20 protein-coding genes, 1 tRNA gene and 1 riboswitch are annotated in these 19,178 nt (G+C 61.7%); of the genes, 15 read left to right on the top strand and 6 right to left on the bottom strand.

The genetic code is table 11. From position 1 onward, the window contains the following. Positions 1–87 precede the first annotated feature (87 nt). The 5 genes from prfA to metK all read left to right on the top strand — a co-directional run bounded on the left by prfA (position 88) and on the right by metK (position 6,211). Complete coding sequence (gene prfA, locus ACZ1JW_RS05570) at positions 88–1,152, top strand: peptide chain release factor 1 (protein WP_465142276.1); 1,065 nt, start codon at positions 88–90, stop codon at positions 1,150–1,152. A gap of 99 nt (positions 1,153–1,251) precedes the next feature. Further along, positions 1,252–2,118 carry a peptide chain release factor N(5)-glutamine methyltransferase gene (prmC, locus tag ACZ1JW_RS05565; protein ID WP_465142275.1) on the top strand — a complete coding sequence of 289 codons (867 nt, stop codon included), beginning with the start codon at positions 1,252–1,254 and terminating at the stop codon, positions 2,116–2,118. Between the two features lie 195 nt (positions 2,119–2,313). Continuing rightward, positions 2,314–3,258 (top strand): DUF4167 domain-containing protein, encoded by a 945-nt coding sequence (locus tag ACZ1JW_RS05560; protein WP_465142274.1) that lies wholly within the window; start codon positions 2,314–2,316, stop codon positions 3,256–3,258. Between the two features lie 61 nt (positions 3,259–3,319). Next, positions 3,320–4,927: an apolipoprotein N-acyltransferase gene (gene lnt, locus ACZ1JW_RS05555; protein ID WP_465142273.1), complete on the top strand. Its 1,608-nt coding sequence runs from the start codon at positions 3,320–3,322 to the stop codon at positions 4,925–4,927. Between the two features lie 72 nt (positions 4,928–4,999). Beyond that, positions 5,000–6,211, top strand: coding sequence for a methionine adenosyltransferase (gene metK, locus ACZ1JW_RS05550; RefSeq protein WP_465142272.1), 1,212 nt, complete (start codon positions 5,000–5,002; stop codon positions 6,209–6,211). Between the two features lie 77 nt (positions 6,212–6,288). Here the strand turns inward: metK and ACZ1JW_RS05545 are convergent, their stop codons facing one another. Continuing rightward, complete coding sequence (locus ACZ1JW_RS05545) at positions 6,289–7,803, bottom strand: DEAD/DEAH box helicase (RefSeq protein ID WP_465142271.1); 1,515 nt, start codon at positions 7,801–7,803, stop codon at positions 6,289–6,291. Between the two features lie 327 nt (positions 7,804–8,130). On the opposite strand from ACZ1JW_RS05545, the gene ACZ1JW_RS05540 reads away from it, so the two are divergent. After that, a complete protein-coding gene (locus ACZ1JW_RS05540) occupies positions 8,131–9,441 on the top strand; it encodes a M20/M25/M40 family metallo-hydrolase (protein WP_465142270.1) in 1,311 nt (436 codons plus the stop codon). Then, positions 9,438–9,626, top strand: a complete 189-nt coding sequence (locus tag ACZ1JW_RS05535; RefSeq protein WP_465124498.1) for a DUF1289 domain-containing protein — start codon at positions 9,438–9,440, stop codon at positions 9,624–9,626. The genes ACZ1JW_RS05540 and ACZ1JW_RS05535 overlap by 4 nt, the downstream gene beginning before the upstream one ends. Here the strand turns inward: ACZ1JW_RS05535 and ACZ1JW_RS05530 are convergent. Further along, complete coding sequence (locus ACZ1JW_RS05530; protein ID WP_465142269.1) at positions 9,599–10,933, bottom strand: alginate export family protein; 1,335 nt, start codon at positions 10,931–10,933, stop codon at positions 9,599–9,601. The genes ACZ1JW_RS05535 and ACZ1JW_RS05530 overlap by 28 nt on opposite strands. A gap of 89 nt (positions 10,934–11,022) precedes the next feature. After that, positions 11,023–11,225, top strand: a riboswitch (yybP-ykoY riboswitch). Between the two features lie 11 nt (positions 11,226–11,236). On the opposite strand from ACZ1JW_RS05530, the gene ACZ1JW_RS05525 reads away from it, so the two are divergent. Beyond that, positions 11,237–11,812, top strand: coding sequence for a TMEM165/GDT1 family protein (locus tag ACZ1JW_RS05525; RefSeq protein ID WP_465142268.1), 576 nt, complete (start codon positions 11,237–11,239; stop codon positions 11,810–11,812). A 38-nt stretch (positions 11,813–11,850) separates the two neighbouring features. Further along, positions 11,851–12,342, top strand: a complete 492-nt coding sequence (locus tag ACZ1JW_RS05520) for an MmcB family DNA repair protein (RefSeq protein WP_465124501.1) — start codon at positions 11,851–11,853, stop codon at positions 12,340–12,342. On the opposite strand, the gene ACZ1JW_RS05515 is transcribed toward ACZ1JW_RS05520, so the two are convergent. Continuing rightward, entirely contained in the window at positions 12,339–12,734 is a 396-nt protein-coding gene (locus ACZ1JW_RS05515) for a hypothetical protein (RefSeq protein WP_465142267.1), read from the bottom strand. The two genes, ACZ1JW_RS05520 and ACZ1JW_RS05515, sit on opposite strands and share 4 nt — an antisense overlap. A 140-nt stretch (positions 12,735–12,874) precedes the next feature. Here ACZ1JW_RS05515 and ACZ1JW_RS05510 point away from each other — a divergent pair. Continuing rightward, positions 12,875–12,951 (top strand) — tRNA-Arg (locus tag ACZ1JW_RS05510). A 153-nt stretch (positions 12,952–13,104) separates the two neighbouring features. Next, positions 13,105–14,367 carry a tyrosine-type recombinase/integrase gene (locus ACZ1JW_RS05505; RefSeq protein ID WP_465142266.1) on the top strand — a complete coding sequence of 421 codons (1,263 nt, stop codon included), beginning with the start codon at positions 13,105–13,107 and terminating at the stop codon, positions 14,365–14,367. Here the strand turns inward: ACZ1JW_RS05505 and ACZ1JW_RS05500 are convergent. After that, positions 14,364–15,266, bottom strand: coding sequence for a hypothetical protein (locus ACZ1JW_RS05500; protein WP_465142265.1), 903 nt, complete (start codon positions 15,264–15,266; stop codon positions 14,364–14,366). The two genes, ACZ1JW_RS05505 and ACZ1JW_RS05500, sit on opposite strands and share 4 nt — an antisense overlap. A gap of 57 nt (positions 15,267–15,323) precedes the next feature. Next, the gene (locus ACZ1JW_RS05495; RefSeq protein WP_465142264.1) at positions 15,324–15,923 is read right to left on the bottom strand and encodes a tyrosine-type recombinase/integrase; all 600 of its coding nucleotides are present in this window, start codon (positions 15,921–15,923) and stop codon (positions 15,324–15,326) included. A gap of 712 nt (positions 15,924–16,635) precedes the next feature. On the opposite strand from ACZ1JW_RS05495, the gene ACZ1JW_RS05490 reads away from it, so the two are divergent. From ACZ1JW_RS05490 to ACZ1JW_RS05475, 4 genes are all read left to right on the top strand, one after another. Then, complete coding sequence (locus ACZ1JW_RS05490) at positions 16,636–16,833, top strand: hypothetical protein (RefSeq protein ID WP_465142263.1); 198 nt, start codon at positions 16,636–16,638, stop codon at positions 16,831–16,833. After that, positions 16,830–17,021 carry a hypothetical protein gene (locus tag ACZ1JW_RS05485; RefSeq protein ID WP_465142262.1) on the top strand — a complete coding sequence of 64 codons (192 nt, stop codon included), beginning with the start codon at positions 16,830–16,832 and terminating at the stop codon, positions 17,019–17,021. Before ACZ1JW_RS05490 ends, ACZ1JW_RS05485 begins: the two co-directional genes overlap by 4 nt. Before the next feature lie 115 nt (positions 17,022–17,136). Next, positions 17,137–17,775, top strand: coding sequence for a hypothetical protein (locus tag ACZ1JW_RS05480; protein ID WP_465142261.1), 639 nt, complete (start codon positions 17,137–17,139; stop codon positions 17,773–17,775). A 412-nt stretch (positions 17,776–18,187) separates the two neighbouring features. Next, on the top strand, positions 18,188–18,487 hold the full coding sequence (locus ACZ1JW_RS05475) for a hypothetical protein (protein WP_465142260.1): 300 nt from the start codon (positions 18,188–18,190) through the stop codon (positions 18,485–18,487). Between the two features lie 2 nt (positions 18,488–18,489). Here ACZ1JW_RS05475 and ACZ1JW_RS05470 read toward each other — a convergent pair whose 3' ends face one another. Next, on the bottom strand, positions 18,490–19,173 hold the full coding sequence (locus ACZ1JW_RS05470) for a hypothetical protein (protein WP_465142259.1): 684 nt from the start codon (positions 19,171–19,173) through the stop codon (positions 18,490–18,492). Positions 19,174–19,178: the final 5 nt, after the last annotated feature.

Here is a 19,178-nt window from a genome sequence, read left to right as displayed (position 1 = left end):
GGCAATGCGCGACTGCCCCGTAATGGGCCCCGGCCTGCGCCGGGGCGACGGAGTTTGTGGCGTTGCGGTGGAACGGGGAGCGGCCTGATGTCGGTAAGCGAAGCCCGCCTCGCGCAGATCGCCAACCGTTTCGCCGAACTCGAAGCGCGGCTCGCCTCGGGCACACTCGAAGGCGCGGATTTCATCGCCGCCAGCCGGGACTATGCCGAACTAGAACCCGTCGCCCGCGTCGCGCGCGAGATCGCGGACATGCGCGCCGAGCTGGTCAGCCTCGCCGCGATAGACGATCCCGACATGCGCGAACTGGCCGACGAGGAGCTGCGGCGCATCAACGCCGAACTGCCTGACGCCGAACACCGCCTCGCCATCGCGATGCTGCCGCGCGATGCAGCCGACAGCCGCCCCGCCATGCTCGAAATCCGCGCAGGCACTGGCGGCGATGAGGCCGCGCTCTTCGCCGCCGACCTGTTCCGCATGTACGAACGTTACGCCGCAGAGCAGGGCTGGCGGGTCGAGGTCGTCTCGGTCAACGCCAACGACATCGGCGGCTACAAGGAAGTCGTCGCCAACGTCGCGGGCAACGGCGTCTTCGCCAAGCTCAAGTTCGAGAGCGGAGTCCACCGCGTGCAGCGTGTGCCCGTGACCGAATCGGGCGGGCGCATCCACACCTCTGCCGCCACCGTAGCCGTCCTGCCCGAACCGGACGAGGTCGACGTGCGGATCGAGGACAAGGACCTCAAGATCGACGTCTACCGCGCCAGCGGCGCGGGCGGGCAGCACGTCAACACCACCGATTCGGCCGTGCGCATCACCCACCTGCCGACTGGCACCGTCGTCACCTGTCAGGACGGACGCAGCCAGCACAAGAACAAGGACAAGGCGATGCAGGTCCTGCGCGCCCGCCTGTTCGAAGCCCAGCGCGATGCCGCGCAAGGCGAGGAGGCCGAGGCGCGCAAGGCCATGGTCGGCTCTGGCGACCGCTCCGAACGCATCCGCACCTACAACTTCCCGCAAGGCCGCGTGACTGACCACCGCATCAACCTGACACTCCACCGCCTGCCGGAAATCCTCGAAGGCCCCGGCCTCGCCGAGCTGATCGATGCGCTGATTGCCGAGGACCAGGCCAAGCGGCTTGCGGCGATGGATGCCTGATCTGATCTCCCTGCGTCCCCGCGCAGGCGGGGACCTCAGGCGGTTCGCGGTGACGTTCCGTAACAACCCCGAGGCCCCCGCCTGCGCGGGGCAGCAGGCGTGACGGTAGCCGCCGCCCTTCGCGCCGCCACCGAGCGCCTGTCTTCCACCAGCGACACCGCGCGCCTCGATGCCGAACTGCTGATGGCCCACGCGCTCGGCTGCTTGCGCACCGATCTGCTGCTCCGGCATATGCAGGCGGAGGCCCCGGCCAGCTTCGCCCCGCTCGTGGAACGCCGCCTGACCCACGAACCCGTCGCCTACATCACCGGCAGCGCCGAGTTCTACGGGCTCGACCTTATCGTCACGCCCGACGTGCTGATCCCGCGCGGCGATACCGAAACCCTCGTCGAGGCCGCGCGCGAGGCCTTTGCCAATCGCGCACCGCCCCGACGCATCCTCGACCTAGGCACCGGTTCGGGCGCGCTACTGCTGGCGGCGCTGTCGCTTTGGCCGCAAGCGGAAGGCGTGGCGCTGGAACGCTCTCCCGGCGCGCTGGCCGTGGCGCAGGCCAATGGTGCCCGACACGCAACCACTGCCCGGTTCCTCGCAGGCGACTGGACACAGCCCGGCTGGGCAGACGATCTTGGGCAGTTCGACCTGGTCCTTTCCAATCCACCCTACGTCGAGGACGCCGCTGAACTGGACCCTTCGGTCCGCGTGCACGAACCCGCATCGGCGCTGTTCTCCGGGCCGGAAGGGCTCGACGACTACCGCGTGCTGATCCCGCAACTGCCAGGCCTGCTGGCAGCAGACGGCATCGCGATTGTCGAGATCGGCTGGACCCAGGCCGATGCCGTATCTGCTCTGGGGCAGGCCTCAGGCATGAGCACGCGGGTCCATTGCGATCTGGCGGGACGAAAAAGGGCGGTCGAAATGGCGCGAATTGCCAATATTCCTCTTGGCAAGGGACCTGCGGCCCACTAATTGTGTTTTCAGGCAGGGGACGGACGAAGGCTTCCCGTCCCGGCCAGCTCCACCATTTGCAGGGAATATCGGCCAACGGGGTCGGGACGAGCGCAGATGCTGGGAACCCCGATTCGCATGATGCGGACCGGTGGCGGAGGGTTGCGCGGCATACGGGTTGCTCAAGCTTTACGAGAGGCCGCCCCATTTAAGGAAGTGCCTGAGTTGAATAACAATCGTGGTAACAACCGCCGTCGCGGCCGGGGCAACAACAATCGCCCGCAGAACGGTGGTCAGCAGCTGAACCGGATCGACAGCCGCGCAAGGGGCAATGCCCCGCAGATGCTGGAGAAGTATCGCAAGCTTGCGCAGGACGCGCACCTCAATGGTGATCGCGTGCAGGCGGAATACTACCTGCAGTTCGCCGACCACTACTTCCGCGTGATCGCCGACACCCGCGTCCGCCAGGAAGAGCAGCGCGCCCGCCCCAATGGCGAACGCTGGCAGGAGCAGGAAACCGACGACAACGGCGACGACTTCAGCGTCGAAGGCGATTTCCCCGCCTTCGACCGCCCGAGCTCGACCCGCCACGATCGCGAAGATCGCGGCGAACCTCGCCAGCGCGACGATCGGCCGCGTGAAGACGGGCAGCGCGATGATCGTCCCCGCGAGGACCGGCAGCGCGAAGATCGCGGCGAACCCCGCCAGCGCGATGATCGCCCCCGTGAAGACAGGCCGCGCGAAGACAGGCCGCGCGAAGACCGTAACGAAGGCCGTCGCGAGCCCCGCCGCTTCGACCGTAACCGCAGCCGCGATGCCGAGGCCGAAGTCGCCACGGAAGAACGTCTCCCCGGCGAAGGCGTCCCCGCCATCGAGGGCGAGCCGATTGCCGAAGTCGCCGACAACCCGTTCGTCCGCGAAAGCCGCGCCGGCCGTGGCCTGCGTCCGCGCACCGAGCGTCGCCCCCGTCGCGCAGCCGAAGACGAGGCACCGGCCACGCTCGACGCCTCGTTCCTGCCGCCATCGATCAGCGCTCGCAGCGAGCCCGAGCCGGAAACGGCACCTGCAGCCGCTGAGGACGCACCGGCACCTGCGCCCAAGAAGCGCGGTCGCCCGCGCAAGACGCCGCTGCCCGAGGCAAGCGAACCGGCTGAAGGCTGAAATCTGACGCCGGGGGCAGGCTGCTTGCGGTCTCTCCCGGCGCACCCCATAGCAGAGGGGCATGAGCCGCTTCAGCTTCCCCCTCCGTTCTGTCTCGGGCCCGATCCCCCGCGATTCCCTGCTCACCATCGCCGCCGGAGGTCTGGCCGCCTGCGGGTTCCAGCCACTGGGCCTGTGGCCCCTCACGTTGGCGGCTTTCGCCTTCCTGATCCACCGCCTGCACGTGGTGAAGACCTGGCGGCAGGCATTGCTCGCCGGATGGTTGTTCGGGGTCGGGCATTTCACCGTCGGCAACGGCTGGATCGCCACCGCTTTCACCTATCAGGCTGAAATGCCCGCGTGGCTCGGCTGGATCGCAGTGTTCCTGCTGGCGCTCTATCTCGCGGTCTATCCGGCGCTCGCCACATGGGCCGGCTGGTGGCTGGCGAATACCCGCCGCGCCATGCTGCTGCCCGCCTTTGCCGCAAGCTGGATCGTCTCCGAATGGCTGCGTTCATGGGTCTTCACCGGCTTTGCGTGGAATCCGCTGGCGATGGTCACGCTCGGCGAATTCGAACGCCCCGGCCTCGCACTCGCGGCGCAATGGACCGGGACTTATGCGCTCTCCGGGCTCGTCGTGCTGCTCGCAGGCTGGTGGCTTTTCGCGCTCAGGGCATGGCGGCAGGGGACGAAGTGGGCCGCAGGCGCCTACGCGCTCGGCCCCGCGCTACTGATGGTCCTGCCCCTCCATGGCGAGAGGCGCGAGGGCACCTTGCCCTTCACCCTGGTCCAGCCTGACGTGCGCCAGGAACTGCTCGCCGATCCTGCCAACTTCGAGAACCAGTTCCGCCAGACCGCCGTGCTCTCGCTCGCCCGCAAGCCCGGCGAGAAGCGGCTGGTGCTCTGGCCCGAAAGCGGCGTCCCCGATTTCCTGCGCCCCGGCTACGCCCAGTTCTGGTACGACGAGACGACTTACGCCTCCGACCCCGCTCTCGCTCGCGAACGCCTTGGCCGCGTTGCAGGCAGCGGTGGACTGCTGCTGACCGGCACGACGGACCTTGCGATGAAGGGCCGCAAGGTCATCGGCGCGTGGAACGTGGTCACCGCGCTCGATTCGTCCGGCATGATCCGCGGCTCCTACGCCAAGGCCCATCTCGTGCCCTATGGCGAATACCTGCCAATGCGCGACATCCTCGAACCGCTCGGCCTGTCGCGGCTGGTCGCCGGTAGCCTCGATTTCTTCTCGGGGCCGGGCCCGCGCACGGTGGACTTCGGCCCCGTCGCGCAAGGCGGCTGGGGCAAGGCGGGCTTCCAGATCTGTTACGAGATCATCTTCTCAGGCCAGGTCGTCGATCGCGCCCATCGCCCCGACTACCTGTTCAACCCATCCAACGACGGCTGGTTCGGTGCCTGGGGCCCGCCGCAGCACCTTGCCCAGGCCAGGATGCGTGCGATCGAGGAAGGCCTTCCGGTCCTGCGCGCCACGACCACCGGGATCAGCGCGGTGGTCGATGCCGACGGCGTCGTGCGCCAGTTCATCCCACAACAGCGCGCGGGTCGGCTCGACGGCAAGGTGCCGCCCGCCCATGCGCCGACCCTGTTCGCGCGTACCGGCAACATGCTCGCGCTTGCATGGGCAGTAGCGCTTCTTTTTGTTGCACTGGTTGCAAGAGCTACGCGGAAACGCTAAGCGGGACGGGACATAAAGGTTTCTTTATATCGCTGGCTTCCTGGCATAGGCCCACTTGGCATAGGATTTCCAATGCGCACCGACTATCTGTTCACTTCCGAATCTGTTTCCGAAGGCCACCCGGACAAGGTTTCCGACCAGATCAGCGACGCCATCGTCGACCTGTTCCTGTCGAAGGACCCCGAAGCGCGCATCGCCTGTGAAACGCTGACCACAACGCAGCTCGTCGTGCTCGCCGGTGAAATCCGCTGCAAGGGCGTGTACGAGAACGGCGAATGGGCCCCCGGCGCGCAGGAAGAGATCGAGAAGACCGTGCGCGAGACGGTCAAGCGCATCGGCTATGCGCAGGACGGCTTCCACTGGGAAAAGTTCGAATTCATCAACCGCCTGCACGGCCAGTCTGCCCACATCGCGCAGGGCGTTGACGCTGGCGAGAACAAGGACGAAGGCGCGGGCGACCAGGGCATCATGTTCGGTTATGCCACCGACGAGACGCCGGGCCTCATGCCCGCGACGCTCTACTACAGCCACAAGATCCTCGAGCGCATGGCCGCCGACCGCCACTCTGGTGCGGCGCCCTTCCTCGAGCCCGATGCCAAGAGCCAGGTGACCCTGCGCTACGAAGGCTCGCTCCCCGTCGCCGCCACCGCCATCGTCGTTTCGACCCAGCACAAGGCCGGTTACGACGAGAACGATCCGGCCAAGCAGGCTGAACTCGAAGCCTATGTGAAGGGCGTGATCGCCGACGTGATCCCCCCGGTCCTGCTGCGCGAGACCGAATACTTCATCAACCCGACTGGCAGCTTCGAAATCGGCGGCCCTGATGGCGACGCCGGCCTGACCGGCCGCAAGATCATCGTCGACACTTACGGCGGCGCATCCCCGCACGGCGGCGGCGCGTTCTCGGGCAAGGACCCGACGAAGGTTGACCGCTCGGCAGCCTATATCACCCGCTACCTTGCCAAGAACGTGGTCGCAGCAGGCCTCGCCACGCGCTGCACCATCCAGATCGCTTATGCCATCGGCGTTTCCAAGCCGCTGTCGCTCTATGTCGACACCCATGACACCGGGACCGTCGGCGACGACAAGATCGAACAGGCGATCCTCGGCATCGCGAAGCTCGGTGGCCTGACCCCGCGCGCGATCCGCACGCATCTCGGCCTCAACAAGCCGATCTACCAGCCGACCGCCGCCTACGGTCACTTCGGCCGCAAGGCAGAGGGCGACTTCTTCCCGTGGGAGCGCACCGATCTGGTTGACGACCTCAAGGCCGCACTCGCCTGATCCTGCGATACGGCTGAAACACAAAAGGCCCGCTTCCGGCAAGGAAGCGGGCCTTTTCTTTGTCGGCGCCAACCAACTCAGCTGGCGCGGCGAACCTTGTTGCGGTGTGCGCCGACGCCCGGAGCGCCGCGCGGGCGGAAGTTGCGCGGCTGGTTCGGATCGCGCTCGCCACCGTTGAGGGTTGCCTCAAGCACCGGATTGCGCACGGGACCACGATCGCCCTGCGCGCCATCACGGCGTTCCTGGCGGGGCGAGGTATCGCGCGGACGACCGTCGCGGCCCTGCGCCTTGCCACCGAAGTTCTGGTTGCCGCGCTTCTGGTCACCCCTTGGCTGGCCGCTTCCGCCACGGCCACCGTTGCCACGCTGGGCGCGGGCATCGTGGCGGGCATCGCGTTCCTGCTCTTCCGGCTTGCGGCTCGGGGCAGGGAGCTTGGCGGCTTCGGCCATGAAGTTCTCAGGCAGAGCCATGGTGTCGATCTTCAGCCGCGTCAGCTTCTCGATGTCCTTAAGGTAAGGCTTTTCGTCCGGCGCGCAGAAGCTCATCGCGATGCCGTCAGCCCCGGCGCGCGCGGTGCGGCCGATGCGGTGGACGTACTGTTCGGGCACGTTGGGCAGTTCGAAGTTGAACACGTGGCTCACCCCCGAAACGTCGATGCCGCGTGCAGCGATGTCGGTGGCGACGAGCACCGGGCACGAACCCTGACGGAACGCTTCCAGCGCGGCGGTGCGCTGCGCCTGGCTCTTGTTGCCGTGGATGGCGCGGGCGTCGATCCCGGCGGATGACAGATGGCGCACAACCCGGTCGGCGCCGTGCTTGGTGCGGGTGAACACCAGCGCGAGGTCCAGTTCCTTGGTCGCCAGGAGGTTGCGGATGCGCAAGGTGAGCAGCGCCTGTTTCTCGGCCTGGTTGACGAAAGTCACGTACTGTTCGACGCGCTCGGCCGTGGTCGAGTTCGGGGCGACTTCGACGCGCACCGGGTTGACGATGAACTGCTTGCCCAGATCCTCGATCGCCTTGGGCATCGTCGCCGAGAAGAACAGGCTCTGGCGCGTCTTGGGCAGGAGGTTCGCCACGCGCTTCAGGGCGTGGATGAAGCCGAGATCCATCATCTGGTCGGCTTCGTCGAGCACGAAGATCTCGGTACGGCCGAGCGTCAGTGCGCGCTGGTCGATCAGGTCAAGCAGGCGGCCCGGCGTTGCCACGAGAATGTCGATGCCCGGCACGAGGCGGCGCGCCTGCTTGCCAATGGGCACGCCACCGAACACGCAAGCCACCGAAATGCGCAGGTTGCGGGCATAGCCCTCTATGTTGTCGGCAATCTGCGCGGCCAGTTCGCGGGTCGGCGAAAGGATCAGCATGCGGCACGAGGCCGGCTTGCGCTCGATCGGGTTGGCGGCAAGGCGGTGCAGCGAAGGCAGCGCGAAGGCCGCGGTCTTGCCGGTGCCGGTCTGGGCTATGCCGAGCAGGTCGCGGCCCTGCAGCAGCGCAGGGATCGCCTGACGCTGGATCGGCGTCGGATCGTTGTAGCCCTTGGTTTCGAGGGCGCGGAGAATGGGTTCGGCAAGGCCGAGTTCAGCAAAAAAGGACATGAATATGCTTTCGTCAGCGCATCGGCGAAAAGCCGACGCGCAAAGGGAGTTCGCTTGTGCGCTCATGCCGAAAAGGCACGAGCGGGGTCGATCGTGCGACCCATGCGTGAAAGGGGAAGCGGGCGGGGCAGAGACCGTTCGTCCGGGGCGGATTTCTGCTTGCACAGCGAAATCTCACGCCAGCACCCGGATTGCAGCGGATTGCCCGCCGCCGGTCTTGCTGCGGTGCACATAGGGACGAGTTCCCGATAAGGCAAGGAAATTCGGGCAAAAGGCGGTTGCATGGTCCGCACGAGGTCGCCAACGTGCCCGCCAAAGGAGCGGGTCATGCGTGTGTTCTTCGGGTTTGCCACTGGTCTGGCCATGCTGTGCAGCACGGCCCACGCCGCGCCATCAGGCAGCGACGCCAAGATGATCGCCACGGTCGATGCCGAACAGGCGCGCACGCTGGGGTTGCTCGAAACCATGGTCAACCAGAACTCGGGCAGCCGCAATCTCGAAGGCGTGCGCAAAGTGCGCGATATCGTCGTGCCCGAATTCACTGCGCTTGGCTTCACTTCGCGCTGGATACCGATGGAGCAGACCGGGCGGGCCGGGCACCTCGTGCTTACCCACAAGGGCCGCAAAGGTGCCAGGAAGCTCCTGCTGATCGGCCACCTCGATACTGTGTTCGAACCCGATTCCCCATTCCAGCGCTACGTTCTCAATGGCGACAAGGCGACCGGCCCCGGCGTCGGCGATGACAAGGGCGGCATCGCGGTAATCGTCGCCGCCGTCCGAGCGATGCAGGCCGCTGGCACGCTCAAGGGCGCCAACATCGAAGTCTTCCTGACCGGCGACGAGGAAGAGGCCGGCTCCCCCACCGATGTTGCCCGCGCCGATCTCGTGGCAGCGGCCAAAGCCGCTGATGTCGCGCTCGATTTCGAAGGCCTCAGCCGCGAGAACGGGCGCGACATGGGCTCCATCGCACGCCGCTCCTCGCAAAGCTGGTCGTTGACCGTCGAGGCAAAGTCCGGCCACTCCAGCGGCGTCTGGGGCGCAAACGCGGGCGACGGCGCGATCTACGCCGCCGCCAAGATTATCAATGCCTTCCGCGAGGAACTGCCCGAGCCCTATCTCACCCTCAACGTCGGCCTGATCGCGGGCGGTGCCGAAGCCGACGTGGCGGAAGACAACGCCCACGTCTCGGCCCAGGGCAAGACCAACATCATCGCGGGCAAGGTCGTCGCGCGCGGCGATCTGCGCACGCTCAGCCCCGAACAGAACGCCGCCGCGATGCGCAAGATGGAATGGATCGTCGCACGCAGCTATCCGGGCGTCACCTCCGCCAGGATCGAGTTCAGTGAAGGCTACCCGCCCATGGCCCCGACCGAAGGCAACAAGGCGTTGCTCGCCAAGCTGAACACGGTCAACGCCACGCTTGGCCTTCCCGAAATGCTGCCGCTCGATCCGATGAAGCGCGGCGCGGGCGACATCAGCTTCGTTGCTGCATACGTCGACGGGCTCGTCGGCCTCGGCCCGCACTCGACCGGTGACCATGCGCCCGGCGAGACGGTCGATGTGCCCAGCATCTGGACCCAGGCCAAGCGCGCCGCCCTGCTGATGACCCGGCTCTCGGCGGAGAAGTCCGCCAGATGAACGAAAGCGATCCGCCAAGTCCCTGCACCGGCGTCTGCAAGATCGAACCGGTCACCACGCAGTGCCGCGGCTGCCACCGCACGCTAGCTGAAATCACCGCATGGTTCACCGCATCGCCTGCGCAGAAGCACGCAATCCTGCGCAACCTTGCCGAGCGTCAGAGCGTCAGCGTAAGATCGATGTAGCCGTAAGTCGTGTTGCCAGTCGCCGGAGCATTCGGCGCATCACGCAGAAGCCCGCGCTTGAACAGCACCGCCGCCCCACCATCGATCTGCAAAATTCCCGGCACGATCCAGTGCCGCACGCGCCCTTCGATCTGGTGCCCGGCCAGACTGCCCGAAGCGCCACTCGCATCGCGTACGCCCGTTGCCGCAAACTGGTCGCGCCGGCTCTCCGCCCAGGCACTGCGCCAAGCCACGAAAGCGTCGGTCCGCTTTGACGGCGTCACTTCCAACCGCAGCGATGGCGAGACGATGTTGCTCCGCCGGAAGGGACCATAGAGCCCGTTCGGCCCGAACTCGAAGCGTCGCGCCGAATAGAGCGTGTCGAACCGGGTGAACTTGCGTGAGCTTCCCTTGTCCCCGCTCGCCGCATCGAACATCGCCACCAAGCGCGGCTTCCATCCCCCAGCAAAGGTGTAGCCCGCATCGGCATGAACGAACCACGCGAAGACATCGAGGTCGGTCCGGTCCGCCGCCCCCGCCGTCCGCCGCGCCTTGCCGAACTGCATGGCGGCTTCAATGTCGTGGTCCCAGCCGCCAGCTTTTGCCTGAACGAAATGCCGCGCACCCACCGTCCCGATCCGCCGGTTCGCCGTCGCCAGCTTGGCGCCATCGCGCTCGATCAGGCCGAAAGCATAGGGCTGAAGCGTTCCCCCAAGCACTTGCGGCAGCGTGCCATGCGCGCCAAAGAACACGACGTCGAAGCTCTCGCGATCCCACTTCACGCGATCCTCGCGAATGCCTTCCACGTCATCGGGCAGGCGCTGGTGGGGCAGGGCGAACAGGACGTCGAGCCTGCGCCCCTTGCTGCTGCCAAGCGCAAGATGCGCACCGGTGAAGGCATTGGTCGTATTGCGGAACCGCTGCCGCGCCACCATGCGCCGGTTGCCGAGATCGAGTGTGTATCGCCCGAGCGTCAGCGCGCTCTTGCTGCCGAGCCTCACCGCGACGTTGGCCTGCACCAGTTCCAGCGCGTTGACCTCGCCGCTATTGGCCGAAGAGCGCGCATCCTGTCCCCAGGCCCGCGCGTCCCACATCTCGGCATTGAACCGCACCGGTCCCGTGTCGTAGCTCGCCGCCACTTCCGTCCGCAGCGATACCATCGTGTCGGTTGCAGGAGCAGGTGCCGGCCGGAACTGCCCGTCGATCGATTCAACCCGCAGCCGTGCACTGGCGGCGATGGTGAACGGCCCCGGTGCTTCATCGGCGGCCCGCGCTGCCGTCGTGCAGCACAGCAGCGCCACACCCAGCGCCGTGGGAGTCTTCTTCACTTGGCGTCTCCGTCGCGCCCGTGGTCGGGTGGCGTACGCGCAGGCCCTTAGCCCGCCCTTGCGCGCTGCGCCATAGGCCGCTAACGCGCCCCCACGTCACTTGGGGAGTAGCCACCGCTTCTTTTGAGCGGCCCTCAGCGTCAACATGCTTGGTCGAGAGGCCATGGCGCAGGCGGCAGGACCTACGAGTCAGAAGGCTCTGGTCCACCGGGCGAGACCAATGACAGCGAACCCATCGTCCGGGCCGGGCGGAGGGGCACGCTGTCGTTGGCCTGATCGCTCCGCCCGGCCTCGGAATTGCTTATGCTCGAAGCTCTCACCACCTCCACCGCAATCGTCGCCCTCGCCGAAATCGGCGACAAGACGCAATTGCTGGCCATCATCCTCGCCACCCGGTTCAAGCGCCCGGTGCCGATCGTGCTCGGCATCCTTGCCGCCACGCTTGCCAACCACTTCCTCGCGGCCTTGCTCGGCGCGACCGCTGCCGCCTACCTCGATGGCCAGTGGTTCCGCTTCGCCGTCGCCATCGGTTTCGTCGCCATGGGCCTGTGGACCTTGGTGCCCGACAAGATGGACGAGGACGAAGCGCCCAGGCCCTCGCGCTATGGCGCTTTCCTCACCACGCTGGTCGCCTTCTTCCTCGTCGAGATGGGCGACAAGACCCAGATCGCCACGATTGCGCTCGGAGCGCGCTTCAACGATGCCATCGCTGTTACCGCCGGGACCACGCTTGGCATGATGATCGCCAACGTGCCCGCGGTGATCTTCGGCAACGAACTGATCAAGCGCGTACCCCTGGACGTCGTCCGCATGATCGCAGCAGCCCTGCTCGTCGCCACCGGCGTCTGGCTCTTCGTCCAGACGCTGGGCCTCTGGTAAGACTTTACCTGTTCGGCATTTGTTCTTAGGCTGGCGGCATGATCGAATCAGCTGTCAGCCTCGATGTTGTCGAACGGGAATCCCGCGCCGTCGCGCGCGGGATCTGCCGCCTGTTCGCGCGCAACGATATCTGGTGCCTGCCGGAGATGCCGCTGCGCTCCGGCCGCCGCGCCGATCTCATGGGCATCGATGCCAAGGGACAGGTGGTAATCGTCGAGATCAAGGTTGCCCGCGCCGATCTGCTCGGCGATGGCAAGTGGACGGACTATCTCGATCATTGCGATCGTTTCTACTGGGGTCTCGCCCCGCATCTCGATCGCGCCGTGCTCGATACCGAGGATTTTCTGCCCCACGCCTGCGGGGTGATCGTTGCCGATGGCTATGATGCCGAAATCCTCCGCCCCGCGCCAACGATCCCGCTAGCAGCTGCACGACGCAAGGCCGAAGTCGAACGGCTGGCTCGCGCTTCGCTACGCCGCCAGTTGGTCGGTCTCGATCCCCATTGCGCAAGCTGGGGCGGTCAAGGTTAGGACCTGCGTTTGATCCCCAGCGGGGGGATCAGCGCGATCAATCCCGCGCGCGCAACGAGAAACTCCTGCCACAGCGCTCCCGCCGCCGGTGCCGGTGACTGTCCCCGTGCCGAGACCGCCAGCAGCGCGGCGAGCCCCGGCTCCATGAACGCGGCCAGATCGTCGACGCCCTGCTTCGCCAGCTCGCAGCGCCAGCCGCCGGTATCGCGCATGATCGCCGGGAAATTGCGCACTTCGGGCTTGCGGATTTCGGGCTGCAATCCGGCAAGCGTGCAGACCACCGCCGCCGCGTCGTGCAGCGCAGACCACTTCATCGACATCGCATTGCCCGATGCATGGCCGAACTCGGCGCGTCCGGCCTTTGCCGGCGGGGCCGCTGGCGAATCGCTCAAAGGGGAAGGCGTTGCGTGCATGCATCCGCATTAGGCCCAGCAGCGCTACCAAATTGCTAAGCCCGCTTGGCCGTTGTTCCCGCCTGCACAAAATCGCTGGCAAGCGCGCAAACGCGCTGCTAGGTGCCGGGTCGGCCCAGGCACCCGTAGCTCAGCTGGATAGAGCGTTGCCCTCCGAAGGCAAAGGCCACAGGTTCGAATCCTGTCGGGTGCGCCATTTTCTCCCTAATAAAAACAATAACTTGGGAAAATGGCTTTGGGGCGGATCGACCCCGAAACACCCCAAATGGGGATATACAAACCTTTACAAAAACGGCGTTTCCAGACCCACCCCACTGATATATCTAGGGAAGGTGGATCGGGAGGCAGGATGGGACACTCGGTAGAGCTAAACGAAGAACGTCACGACGTTCGTGGGGATGGCAGGATCATCCTCTACAAGCGTGAGGGGTTGAAGAATCCCAAGTGGCAGGCTCGCATTCGGGTCCCGAACGCAAACGGCTATAAGATCGTCACCACCAAGACCGACAACCTTCGGGAAGCCGAGCGGTTCGCCCTCGACCTGTATGAAGATCTATACCTCCACGTGAAGTCGGGCGGGTCTGTCCAGTCCAAGACCTTCAAACAGGTCTTTGAGGAATGGAAGAAGCACCTCTCTACGATGGGAACCCATCGAGGCGGGTCGTGGAATTCGACCATCGACCGGGTGGAGACCTACGCCCTCAAGTTTTTCGGCAGCCACCGGATCAGCGCCATAGGCGAATCTGAGTTCACCGACTTCTGGGCATGGCGGAAAACCAACTTCAACAGGAAGCAGCCCTCCAACGATACCCTGCGGCGGGAGCGAACCTGCCTGATGCCGGTGTTCAAATATGCCCTGACCAAGGGCTATATTTCAAAGATGCCCGATACCAATCCACCCAAGGCAAAGAGTGAGCGTCGTCCGACCTTCACCCCTGCCGAGTGGAAGACGATCCAAACCAAACTCAAGGAGTGGGTGGCGGAAGGGAAGCATCTGGCGACATGGCGGGATCGCTACTTCGCCGGTCACGCCTTCATCGTGTTGGCCTACACCGGGCTTCGGGTGGGCGAACTACGGAACCTGCGCTGGGGTGACGTTTGGACCGTAAAGGACAAGGACGGAGAATATTACGCCGGTCGAGTGCGGGGCAAAACCGGGGGAAGGGAATTCGTGTTCCAACCGGGCAGCGAGGTCAGCATCAAGCTGCTCCACAAGCTGCGTTGTAAGGAACTCAAGGAAAAGCAGGAGCAGGACGACCCCGATGCCACGGAGATTCCGACGCCTAGCCGGGAGGACCTGATTTTCTGTCACCCGGATGGTTCGGCCATTGGCTCCTACAAGCACTCCTTCGAGTCCCTGCTCAAATTCGCCAAGGTTCCAAGGGAGAAAGAGGGGGCCAATAGGACCGTCTATTCCCTGCGCCACCTGTACGCCACGAAGCGGCTTTCGGAGGAAACCAGCCCATTCCTGCTCGCACGGCAAATGGGAACCTCGGTTGAAATGCTGGAAAAGCACTACGGTCAGACTGTCACCACTTCGCTGGCGGCCCAGATCACGAAGGCGAAGCCTGCCGATATTCCAATCGCCAGCGTGGCCGATTTACCGTTCTAGCGATCAATCAAATCCTTGAGTTCCTGCCACTTTGGGTATGGGGAAAAATCAAATTTCTTCAGTTCGGGATGAAGCGGAAAAATCTTAAACTTCGCCAATACCCGCAACAGGTAGAAGTTTGGAATGAAGGCGTAAGCGAGAAGCCTTCCGAAAATGTGATTGCTTCCCGCCACGAGGTTTTGAATAATGTTGAGATCTTGATCTTCAACGATCATCCACCCCCCTTCATCATCCTCCCGGTAAAGGGGGTTTAGCGAATGGGACGATGGGTGAGAAATCTCGCTTAACCTCGAGTACAAGGCATAGAGTCCTGCGAGGTCGGATGCTTCGAGGGTCTTTACATATTGCCATGTCGGCTTTGCCTCATGTGCCGCGGGAAGCGTGGCTCTTTCTGCCTTCGTTAGCTTCCGTCCTTGAAAGAAATGGATGATTTTCTCCTCAAACGCCTCGACGCTGTAAAGGCCGTCGCCGGAGAATCCGCCCAGTGCCGACTGGAAGCTGCTCTTGTTTTCCGCAATCGAGAAGGCAAGGTGAAATGTATCGAAATACGAGTCCGCCACAGACTCTATGAGCGCACGCATATTGTTGGCCCATGCCAGAAGGTTTTGGGCTTCATATTCTCGCCAGCAAGCATCAATCCATCGGGCATTGCGGATCATCCCCAAGATCGCCGACATATGGCAGTTGTATAGAAGCTCCCGAACGACGTGCTCGTTGATGTCCTCCGGGCAGAGGACCTTCTCCCGAACAAGGCTCAAAAAATGATCGTTATCGATGAAGTGATAACGCATGGGCAGGGAGCGATTCACCACTGCGGAAGCTACAGGGCCAAACAGCGTGGCATATCCGCCGAATAGTGGTTTGGACGATGAAAAATCTCGCATGATGCCCCACTCCATTTCTCTGCGTGGATGGAAGGATAGCTCGGCAAAGTGCGTCCCGCCAAGGACGGCGGTTTAGATCAGATCGACCACTCGTTTCCTCGCCTCACTGTCACCCTCGATGTACCGCTGGGTCGTTTGGAGCGAGGAATGCCCGGCCAGATGCTGAACGTCCCGAAGCGACCCGCCCACGGTCGAAATCTTCCGGGCGGCATTGGTGATGAAGGTCCGCCGTCCGCTATGGGATGAGCAACCAATCAACCCCAGGTCACGATACCAACGCTGGAACAGGTTTACGATGGCTTGGGCCGATGTGGCCTTGGCTCGTTCGGTCTGGATCACATGGTCGCCGGGTTCGAAGAACCTCGGGTTGTCGTTGTCCTGTTCGAACAGTTCTACCAGCGAGGCCCTCAACTGCCGATTGAGCGGGATGATCCGACCGGAGTTCCCCTTGGATGCCTCGTTGGTGAGGTGGATGAAATCCCCGACCTCGCCGTCTGCCCCCATGACCATCGACCACTTGAGGCTGGCAATCTCCTTGGCCCGAAGTCCTGCCCGGACGGACAGGAGGAATATGGTCTGGTTACGAAGCCCGTTCCGGCGTGAACGGATGTAACCTGCCACCATGTCGATCTGCTGGCGGTTGAGAATTTTTGCCTGTTTGCCCAGTGCCATCGGGTACCTGCTAGTGGTTATGAATTATCCTGTTTTTACAGTAATATAACCACTAAATAGCGTACACGCCGCTGGGTGAATTTATAACCTCACTCGATCAATGGCTTAGGGCAACTGATTATCTAATTTAACGAATATAATCAGTTGTTTGATCGGAAAAAATGTTCACCGAAACCCGCGTGGTCCCGTTTTCGGCGTATAAATATCATATACCCTGAAGGCTCACGCCAAGGTTGGACACCAGATACCAGTCCCTCTGCTGCGAAAACGAGACGTGGCGAGCAATCCTCCGGGTCAGGGCGGTTGGAATTTCCTCGTAGCCAGTGGCTGCTTGGGAACCAAAGTGGATCGGGTCATGCCCGTGAAGCACGATGGCAGCTCTGAGAACAAGCATCTGCCACCATCGACGGGTCGTCGTTCCATAGCGCCGTTGATGGACCCGCTGGAATGTAGCGGGGCATAAAAGGAGACAGGCCAACCGCCCTTACCTCAACCGAGGTTGCCCCTATGGAATGTGTGAAAGTCGATTACCGTAAGATCGATTGAACATGATGCTCCTAACGGAAGGAGTATTGTGTTCAAAATCGACCCCGTAAAATTCAATATAATGATTCTCGAGCGCAGCTCGAGTTGCCGAAGGCAATGATCCTATTGATCATTATCCAGATATAACTTCTTATAAATAAGACATCTATTTTAAGGGAGTTCAACAATGAACGATAATCAATCCAATCGAATCCAGAACACATTGGTCGCTTGTCGACTACCGTTGCCACTCAAGGAACGGGCAGAATCCTATGGGGAACGACAGGACCTCAATCTGAGCCAGATCATTCGTCGTGGCATCCTGTTGGTGCTGGATCAGGACCAGACGCAGGATCGTCCATCGAAGTGGCTAACCCAGAGATGAAAACCCTCCAGAAGCCGACGACCAACCTTGCCAGCCTGAGGTCGGTGATCACCGGCATCAAGACCGGTTCCTTTGCTGCCTATCAGGTCGAGCAGGTAGCGGATGCCCGACAGCTAGGCCGAGAGGTTGAGGCCTTTATCGGCAAGGATCTCAAATCCGTCACCGTGGTGTTGATCAAAGGCTCTTGATGTAAATCCGGACAAATCTCCGGAGAACCTCAGTCCTAAATTCAAATTCGATAATCCTCCATAACAAAAATACGGAACGAGAAATTCATCTTATCCGCAAATATGGAGTTATATAATGATTATCACCGCCAATGGACAGGTTGCCCATTCCATCAATGCGTTCAGAAATGGGGAAGATATTGTTCTTGATCACACTACTGACGGAATTTTTCCCAATTTGGATTATACCATTTCGTACAGAGTTTCAGATAGGGAGGGAAAGTCTGCCTCTTTGAAATTCAAGGGCCTTGAGTTGATCGAAGGGTTTGGGGTTGTCATGCGGCTGATCCGCCACAACCATGGCTCCTTCGACCCGCTTGCCGCCCGAGAAATGGCAAGCGCTGTCACCAACATCTGGGCCTCCCTAACCATCGATAAGTCGACTGCCATGCGTGGCAAACTCGTCGACCAGTACGGCGAACACACGGTGAATAACATTCGGGAGATGATGCGAGGGAACCGCAAGAAGCGGGATCATCTGAAAAGTCTGATCGCTGGATACATGTTTATCCGCAAGATGGCTGATGACGATGATTCAAAATTCGACCCTGAGTTTCGGGTGCTCTGCGTCAACGACATTTCGGCGCCAGAAGAATTTTGCTCTGATTGGGAAAGTCAGCCGGTTACTAAGCGCCTCGGCATCAAAAGCATCGAAGAGTTCCGGGAAATCTGCCGCAACGGCGTGATCGTACCCGAATGGAAGGCGGCTGCTTGAGGTCAGAGAGGCCTGTAATCGCTGATTGATGCCCGGTTCAACCGATTTTCAGATTCCACCATTGGACCCTCCTGAGTCAGGAGGGTCCTTTTTGTATCGGGATATCAGGGTCAGAAGCTGGCGCAGGAAAGGCGATCCGGACAATTCTTCCGACAACCTCTGTCCTAATATTGAATTCCAGAATCCTCCATTGTGAAAATACGGAAAGGAAAGAGGTTCCTCTCCAAATTGAAAATGAAGGGTATGCGATATGTTTAATCTCGATAATACAAATAATGGAAATAACATTTCATTGAACGACAATTGTTCAACGGAACATTTCATTAAACTGCTAAATAAATATGAGATTTATGATATATTTTTAGATTTTTTCTCGAAAAAATTTCCGAAATATAGGAAATTTGATCTCTCCATGAACGATCTTCACGAAAATGGTCAAATTTCCATGGAGTCATGGAAGGATGAGGTGATCAAATTTATAAAATCTAACAACGGCCCTTACGTTCCTATAAAACCCCAAGAAATTAAAATAACATTGGATGCGATTGGCGATTTTTTCGATGAAGCAGATCGAAACGATTTCACGGATACAATCCACTCCAATGAATGGGTTGCCAATTGGGATAAGCGTCACGACAAAATCGTTCTTTATCCGATCATGAGGTGGGTTAACCTAATTGTTAAGAATTCGAAACGGCTCAAGGTTTCATAGCCTTATGCGGGAAACCGCCCCTTAGAGACGGCAACACATACCTTCTCTGCTTCGACGATAGACCTCCGCATTTGCCGAAGCTGCTCTTCGGCAAAGCGGAGGTTTCCTTTTTTGTCGGTTGTCGGCGCCCGGAGCAGGTAACTCGGAAGCCACTTGGCTCGTGGTCGTTTTGCCAGTTCATCCACTACGTACTGACAGAAGCCGTGTCCGATCTTTGGTCGGCCAGCCGCCAGCCATAATTGGTACATCGTAAGGGCCTTATAGAGTGGCCGTCCCCGGAGTTCCTTGGCGTTAAACTCATACGTGCCAAAGCCCGCAGCCAGAGATTTCACAGCCTCTGGGTCTTGGCCCAATTCGAGCAGCCGGTCCCGCTGCTTTGCTTCGATAAGCGCTTTGATTTCGGGCAGGGATTTGCTGACCGCTAGGTTCAACGGCACCGACAGATTGATGACGTTAGGGGCTTTGCTGACCTTTGTGATCTCCTCCACCCGAGTTGCCCCAAACAGGTAGCCATGATCCTTCCACCAATCCCGGAAGTCGATGCCACGTGGATCACCCCAAGGCTCGTAGAAGTCACGGACCTTGGATAGGTTTTCCTGTAAGGCTGGGTTATCCAAAGCCAGCTTATAGAACTCCAGCCAGAGGCGGATGTGCTGGAGACGTGAACTGACCTGCGGTTGCTTCATCGGCT

The sequence above is a fragment of the Novosphingobium sp. BL-A-28-Hi1-0D genome (assembly GCF_055521755.1).
The sequence above is the reverse complement of the archived record's forward strand: the minus strand, read 5'-3'. Positions and strand labels throughout refer to the sequence as shown.